General features: G+C 57.6%; 7 protein-coding genes. 5 read left to right on the top strand and 2 right to left on the bottom strand.

Annotation, left to right across the window (positions count from 1 at the left end; genetic code table 11):
* Positions 1-270: hypothetical protein (locus AACY44_RS07420; protein WP_339529992.1), on the top strand; the 270-nt coding region annotated here is incomplete at its 5' end.
* Positions 271-333: 63 nt separating this feature from the next.
* Here the strand turns inward: AACY44_RS07420 and AACY44_RS07415 are convergent.
* Positions 334-1,554, bottom strand: coding sequence for a CaiB/BaiF CoA transferase family protein (locus AACY44_RS07415; protein ID WP_339419129.1), 1,221 nt, complete (start codon positions 1,552-1,554; stop codon positions 334-336).
* 12 nt (positions 1,555-1,566) lie between these two features.
* Complete coding sequence (locus tag AACY44_RS07410; protein ID WP_339419130.1) at positions 1,567-2,748, bottom strand: acyl-CoA dehydrogenase; 1,182 nt, start codon at positions 2,746-2,748, stop codon at positions 1,567-1,569.
* Positions 2,749-2,905: 157 nt separating this feature from the next.
* Here AACY44_RS07410 and AACY44_RS07405 point away from each other — a divergent pair, with 157 nt between their 5' ends.
* The 4 genes from AACY44_RS07405 (at position 2,906) to AACY44_RS07390 (ending at position 7,151) form a co-directional block, all read left to right on the top strand.
* Positions 2,906-3,805, top strand: a complete 900-nt coding sequence (locus AACY44_RS07405) for a LysR family transcriptional regulator (protein ID WP_339419131.1) — start codon at positions 2,906-2,908, stop codon at positions 3,803-3,805.
* 452 nt (positions 3,806-4,257) lie between these two features.
* Positions 4,258-5,379 (top strand): Re/Si-specific NAD(P)(+) transhydrogenase subunit alpha, encoded by a 1,122-nt coding sequence (locus AACY44_RS07400; protein WP_339419133.1) that lies wholly within the window; start codon positions 4,258-4,260, stop codon positions 5,377-5,379.
* 15 nt (positions 5,380-5,394) lie between these two features.
* The gene (locus AACY44_RS07395) at positions 5,395-5,718 is read left to right on the top strand and encodes an NAD(P) transhydrogenase subunit alpha (protein WP_003170836.1); all 324 of its coding nucleotides are present in this window, start codon (positions 5,395-5,397) and stop codon (positions 5,716-5,718) included.
* Positions 5,715-7,151 (top strand): NAD(P)(+) transhydrogenase (Re/Si-specific) subunit beta, encoded by a 1,437-nt coding sequence (locus AACY44_RS07390; protein WP_339419135.1) that lies wholly within the window; start codon positions 5,715-5,717, stop codon positions 7,149-7,151. Before AACY44_RS07395 ends, AACY44_RS07390 begins: the two co-directional genes overlap by 4 nt.
* The last annotated feature ends 145 nt before the right edge of the window (positions 7,152-7,296 follow it).

The raw sequence follows: 7,296 nt of genomic DNA, 5'->3' as shown, positions 1-7,296 counted from the left end.
CGGGAGGCGAATTCTACAGCGTTACACGCTGCTGTCAACACCTCTTTTTCTCCGCTTTCGACCGAGAGGATCGAAACGTTAATAGAGCCAAACAACACCGCCCTACCAACTCCTTCTGGGCTTCGATCAACTGAAGCAACTCGCTGTCGAATTTCGCATAACTCTTTGTTTACCAAAGAGTTTTCCGTTTCGACTGCGCCGGAAGTGGGGCGAATTATAGACTTCCAGAATCTGCCGTCAACCCTTAATTTTGCTTTTTATATCAATTAGTTAGGATTGATCAAAAAACCACCAGAAAGGCCACGATAACGCCCTCTATATAGAGGGGAAGACTCAGATAACACCCCGCCCCCTCAGGGCAGCCACGCTGGCCACACCCAATCCCAGCACATCCTGCAGCACTTTCGCCGTATGCTCCCCTAATAGAGGAGGCGCACTCCGGTACTCCACAGGGGTCTTGGACAACCGTATCGGACTGGCAACCTGAGGCACCATCCCCGCCAGCGCATGGGGCAACGCCATCGCCAACCCGCGCGCTTTGACCTGTGGATCGGCAAACACTTGAGCCAGGTCATTGATAGGCCCGCAAGGCACACCGACCCGCCCCAACTGTGACACCCACTCAGCCGTCGTCTTAAACACCGTAGCTTGGCGAATCAACGGAATCAGCTCTGCACGATTGGCCACTCGCACCTTATTAGTAGAGAAACGCGGATCATCCGCCCACTGAGGCTGCCCAGCCACCTCAGCAAACTTACGAAACTGTCCGTCATTACCCACCGTCAGGATGAAGTCACCATCGGCCGTGGGAAAATCCTGATAAGGCACAATATTCGGGTGAGCATTGCCCAAGCGCTTAGGCGCCTCCCCTGTTGTCAGGTAATTCATCGCCTGGTTAGCCAGGCAAGCCACCTGCACATCCAGTAACGCCATATCAATATGCTGCCCGCCACCGTCATGGTCCCGATGAGCCAGCGCCGCCAGTATCGCTACGGTCGAGTAAAGCCCCGTAAGAATGTCAGTCAGGGCCACGCCAACCTTCACCGGCCCAGCACCGTCATCACCCTCGGGCCTGCCCGTCAGACTCATAAGCCCGCCCAGCCCCTGGATCATGAAGTCATAGCCAGCACGCGCCGCATAAGGCCCCGTCTGACCAAAGCCGGTAATTGAGCAGTAGATCAACTCCGGATTGATCTCCTTGAGCGACTCATAATCCAGCCCATACGCCGCAAGACCACCCACCTTGAAGTTCTCGATGAGGATGTCCGACTTGGCCGCCAAGTCGCGCACCAGTGCCTGCCCCTCCGGCCGCGTGAAATCGATAGTCACGGACTGCTTATTGCGATTGGCCGACAGGTAATACGCCGCCTCACTGGTGTTCTCGCCATAGGCATCTTTAAGGAAGGGCGGCCCCCACGCACGCGTGTCGTCGCCATTGCCCGGCCGCTCGACCTTAATTACCTCTGCCCCAAGGTCCGCCAGGATTTGCCCGGACCAGGGACCCGCCAGTACTCGCGATAAATCCAGTACCCGCAGATGCGAAAGCGCGCCCATGCCGTACTCCCGTTAATAGAAAGCCTGAAGACCGGTTTGCGCACGCCCTAAGATCAGTGCATGCACGTCATGAGTGCCTTCATAGGTGTTCACCACCTCGAGGTTGACCAAATGGCGCGCCACCCCGAACTCATCGGAAATACCGTTGCCACCCAACATATCCCGCGCCATACGCGCGATATCCAGCGACTTGCCACACGAGTTGCGCTTCATGATCGAAGTAATCTCGACCGCTGCAGTGCCTTCATCCTTCATACGACCCAAGCGCAGGCAGCCTTGCAGGGCCAGAGTGATCTCGGTCTGCATATCGGCCAGTTTCTTCTGGATCAATTGAGTCGCCGCCAATGGACGACCGAATTGCTGACGATCCAGAGTGTATTGGCGAGCGGTGTGCCAGCAGAACTCTGCGGCGCCCAAAGCCCCCCAAGAGATGCCATAGCGGGCAGAGTTAAGGCAGGTGAAAGGCCCTTTCAAACCACGCACATCCGGAAAAATGTTCTCTTCGGGCACGAATACGTTCTCCATGACGATTTCACCCGTAATGGAGGCGCGCAACCCAACCTTGCCGTGAATCGCCGGGGCGCTCAGACCTTTCCAGCCTTTCTCCAGGACAAAACCACGAATATCACCGGCATCGTCCTTGCCCCAGACCACAAATACATCCGCGATCGGGCTATTGGTGATCCACATCTTCGCGCCGGTCAGGCTGTAGCCGCCGTCTACCTTACGAGCACGGGTAATCATCGCGCCCGGGTCGGAACCATGGTCGGGCTCTGTCAGGCCAAAACAGCCGATCCATTCGCCAGAGGCCAACTTCGGCAGGTACTTCTGTTTCTGCGCCTCAGTGCCAAACTCGTTGATAGGCACCATCACCAGTGACGACTGCACACTCATCATCGAACGGTAGCCCGAGTCGACACGCTCCACCTCACGCGCAATCAACCCATAGCAGACATAGTTCAAACCGCTGCCACCGTACTGCTCGGGAATCATCGCACCGAGCAGCCCGGTCTCACCCATCTCGCGAAAAATTGCCGGGTCGGTCTTTTCATGGCGAAAGGCTTCGAGCACACGCGGTGCCAGCTTGTCCTGGGCGAATTGCTCAGCACTGTCGCGCACCATGCGCTCTTCTTCGGTGAGCTGTTGATCCAGCAGCAGCGGATCGATCCAGTTGAAGCTTGCCTTACTAGCCATGAATAAGTCCTCGCGGAGAAAATCGGAAGTCGTGGAATGAGCCTAGGCCCCCCAGGCGCACAGGGCAAACGAGGTTTCCGCATAGGGTTGTGCTAATTTGTCACTTCGTAACGACCAAGAAAGGCCCATCAGCGCTTTATGAGTGAGGACACGGTATATGCGCAGGAAAATTCCCAGCACCACCGCCCTGGTCAGTTTTGAAGCAGCAGCCCGCCACGAAAGCTTCACCAAGGCCGCACACGAGCTTTCGATCACTCAAGGCGCCATCTGTCGACAGATTGCCAGCCTTGAGGAGTTTTTGAGTGTCGAGCTGTTTCGGCGCTCACGGCGCGGGGTCAAGCTGACGGAAGCAGGGCTTTCCTACAGCCGTCGCGTTGCCACACAGTTGGACGCAGTGGAGCGCGATACGCTTTCGGTAATGGGACAGCAGGGCGCCAACGTCATTGAGCTGGCCGTGGTCCCGACGTTTGGCACTCAATGGTTAATACCTCGCCTAAAGGACTTTCAACGCCAGCACCCTGAAGCCACCGTCAACCTGACCAACCGCACGCGCCCCTTTCTGTTTGCCGATACCGAATTCGACGCCGCCATCTACTTCGGCGATGCCGACTGGTCCGGCACTGAATCCCATCGATTGATGGGTGAGAACCCTGTCCCCGTGTGCAGCCCACGACTTTTGGCTAGCCGCACGCAGCTCAACGCTCAGGAGATTGCAGAGCTGCCGCTCCTGCAGCAGACCACTCGACCCTACGCGTGGCGCCAGTGGTTCAGCGCCCAACAACTGAACATCCCCCGCGACATGACAGGCCCCCGTTACGAGCTATTCTCGATGTTGTCCCAGGCAGCCATGCACGACATGGGAATCGCGCTGATCCCGCCGTTCCTCATCCAGCGCGAGCTGGAGGAGGGCCAACTGGTGATTGCAAACCCCCAGACACTGACCTGCTCAAAGGCTTACTACCTGATGATTCCTGAGAGAAAAGTTGAATCTGCCTCACTGCACGCATTCAGAGACTGGTTGATCGACCAATCACAGCGCTACAGCCCCAATATCTAAAGGCTAAAACTGAATTGCTGACTCTGTAGTCAATTAATTTTTAAGCCTACAGATGTACATATATGTCGCATTTCAACAGACTGTATCTGTCAATCAAAAATCAGGCTAAAAGCCATGATCTACATGGCTTGTAGCGACTATCACAAGCCAATAACCGACTATTCACACGAACCATTGCAAAACACCGCAAAAACACCTGAAACGCTTTAACCCCATGTATTAGAAGCATTTATTTTGGCTTGTTGCGACAATCAGTCACAGGGTGACTTGTAGTTAATTTTTCGTCACGCGTCATAATCCCTTGAAGGCCGTAAAGTTCGCCTGCAAAATGCCGCGCCCCGCTTTCATTTCAGCGGGATCGTGCTGATCGGCCGCCCCAGCTGCGCCACTCGCGGTGCACTGGCCTTTTTACAAAAAGATCAAAAGCAAAAAGATCATGCAGGAGATTTGACGTGCACATTGGTGTTCCTCTCGAAACCCAGACCGGTGAAACGCGGGTGGCTGCCACCCCGGAAACCATCAAGAAGCTGATCGGCCAGGGCCATAAGGTCACTGTACAAAGCGGAGCAGGCATTAACGCCAGCGTCCCCGACAGTGCCTATGAAACGGCAGGCGCAACCATTGGCGGCGCCAGCGATGCGTTTGGCGCGGCGCTTATTCTCAAGGTGGTTGCCCCCAGCGACAGCGAACTTGCGCTGATCAAAAGCGGCACCGTGTTGGTGGGCATGCTAAATCCGTTCAGCAACGAAACTATCGCCAAACTTGCCGAACGCGGCATCACCGCCTTCGCACTCGAAGCCGCGCCGCGCACCTCGCGGGCCCAGAGCCTAGACGTGCTGTCTTCCCAGGCCAACATCGCCGGCTATAAAGCTGTGCTGCTCGCCGCGCATCACTATCCGCGCTTCATGCCGATGCTGATGACCGCCGCAGGCACCGTGAAAGCGGCGCGCGTGCTGATACTCGGTGCTGGCGTGGCAGGCTTGCAGGCCATCGCCACGGCGAAACGCCTGGGTGCGGTGATCGAAGCGTCTGACGTACGCCCGGCCGTGAAGGAGCAGATTGAGTCCCTCGGCGCGAAGTTCGTCGATGTGCCCTACGAAACCGATGAAGAGCGCGAATGCGCCATCGGTGTCGGTGGTTACGCCCGTCCAATGCCGACCAGCTGGATGCAGCGTCAGGCCCTGGCCGTGCACGAGCGCGCCAAGCAGGCCGACATCGTCATCACCACTGCGTTGATTCCTGGCCGCAAGGCACCGACGCTGCTGAGCGCCGAGACCGTCGCGCAAATGAAGCCTGGCTCTGTGGTCATCGACCTCGCCGCCGCCCAGGGCGGCAACTGCCCGCTGACCATCGCCGATCAAGTGGTGGTCGAGAACGGCGTGATCATTTGCGGCCCGACTAATCTGGCCGGTGCCGTAGCCGCCGATGCATCTGCTTTATATGCACGCAACCTGCTGGACTTCCTGAAGCTGGTCTTCAACAAGGAAGGGCAGTTTGAACTCAACCTCGAAGACGACATCGTCGCCGCGTGCCTGATGTGCCGCGACGGCCAAGTCATCCGCAAAAACGCCTAAGCAGGGATTCAGACGATGGAAGAGCTTATCTCCCCCGGTATCTACAACCTGATCATCTTTGTGCTGGCGATTTATGTCGGTTACCACGTGGTCTGGAACGTTACCCCCGCGCTGCACACGCCTTTGATGGCGGTGACCAACGCCATTTCCGCAATCGTGATCGTCGGCGCCATGCTGGCCGCTGCGCTAACCGTGACACCGCTGGGCAAGACCATGGGCACCCTGGCGGTGGCCCTTGCGGCGGTAAACGTGTTTGGCGGCTTCCTGGTGACCCGCAGGATGCTTGAGATGTTCAAGAAGAAAGCCCCGAAAGTAAAAGAAGAGGCGCCATCGTCATGAGCATGAATCTCGTCACGACGCTCTACTTGATCGCGTCGATCTGCTTTATCCAAGCTTTAAAAGGCCTATCCCATCCAACCACATCCCGACGCGGCAACCTGTTCGGCATGCTCGGCATGGCGCTGGCGGTACTCACCACGGTAGGCCTCATCTATAAGCTCGGCGCTGAACTTGCTACTGCCGGCATCGGCTACGTGATTGTCGGCTTGTTGATCGGCGGCACTGCCGGCTCGATCATGGCCAAGCGCGTTGAGATGACCAAGATGCCGGAGCTGGTCGCGTTCATGCACAGCATGATCGGCCTGGCAGCGGTGTTCATCGCGATTGCTGCGGTGGTTGAGCCGCAATCCTTGGGTATCGTCAAACACCTGGGTGACGCGATTCCTGCCGGTAACCGCCTGGAGCTGTTTCTCGGTGCCGCCATCGGTGCCATCACCTTTTCCGGCTCGGTGATCGCATTTGGCAAGCTGTCGGGTAAGTACAAGTTCCGCCTGTTCCAGGGCGCCCCCGTACAGTTCGGCGGTCAGCACAAGCTTAACCTGGTGCTCGGCCTCGCAACGCTGGGCCTGGGCATGGCGTTCATGTTCACCGGCAACCTCACCGCGTTCTCGCTGATGCTGGCCCTGGCCTTCGTGCTTGGCGTGCTGATCATCATCCCAATCGGCGGCGCCGACATGCCGGTGGTGGTGTCGATGCTCAACAGTTACTCCGGCTGGGCGGCGGCGGGTATTGGCTTCTCGCTGAATAACTCGATGCTGATCATCGCCGGATCCCTGGTGGGCTCGAGCGGCGCGATCCTGTCGTACATCATGTGCAAGGCGATGAACCGCTCCTTCTTTAATGTACTGCTCGGCGGTTTCGGCAATGCGCCGGATGCCGGCGCGGCGGCGGGCTCTAAAGAAGCACGCCCGGTGAAGTCCGGCTCGGCCGACGACGCGACCTTCCTGCTGACCAACGCCGACACCGTGATCATCGTGCCAGGCTATGGCCTTGCAGTGGCTCGGGCGCAACACGCGCTCAAGGAACTGACGGAGAAGCTGACTCACCGAGGCGTCACCGTGAAGTACGCGATCCACCCGGTGGCGGGGCGCATGCCAGGCCACATGAACGTACTGCTGGCCGAAGCAGAAGTGCCTTACGACCAAGTGTTTGAGATGGAAGACATCAACTCCGAGTTCGGCCAGGCCGACGTGGTGCTGGTGCTGGGCGCAAACGACGTGGTCAACCCGGCCGCCAAGAATGACCCGAACTCGCCGATTGCCGGCATGCCCATTCTCGAAGCCTTCAAGGCCAAGACCATCATCGTCAATAAGCGCTCAATGGCCAGCGGTTATGCCGGCCTGGATAACGAACTGTTCTACCTGGACAAGACCATGATGGTCTTCGGCGACGCCAAGAAGGTCATCGAAGACATGGTCAAAGCCGTCGAGTAACACTGCTTCAGCGCAACACTCGAAACCCCGGCCTGCTGTAGGCTGGGGTTTTTTATGACTGCATGAAACCCGACCAAAGGCTCTAAATCGCTGCCCGGCATTCGACCATGGTAGCGGGCCGAATTTTTTTGAAATCACTAAACTG

This window comes from Pseudomonas sp. RA_15y_Pfl1_P11, assembly GCF_963970975.1.
Lineage (GTDB): Bacteria > Pseudomonadota > Gammaproteobacteria > Pseudomonadales > Pseudomonadaceae > Aquipseudomonas > Aquipseudomonas tritici.
The sequence above is the reverse complement of the archived record's forward strand: the minus strand, read 5'-3'. Positions and strand labels throughout refer to the sequence as shown.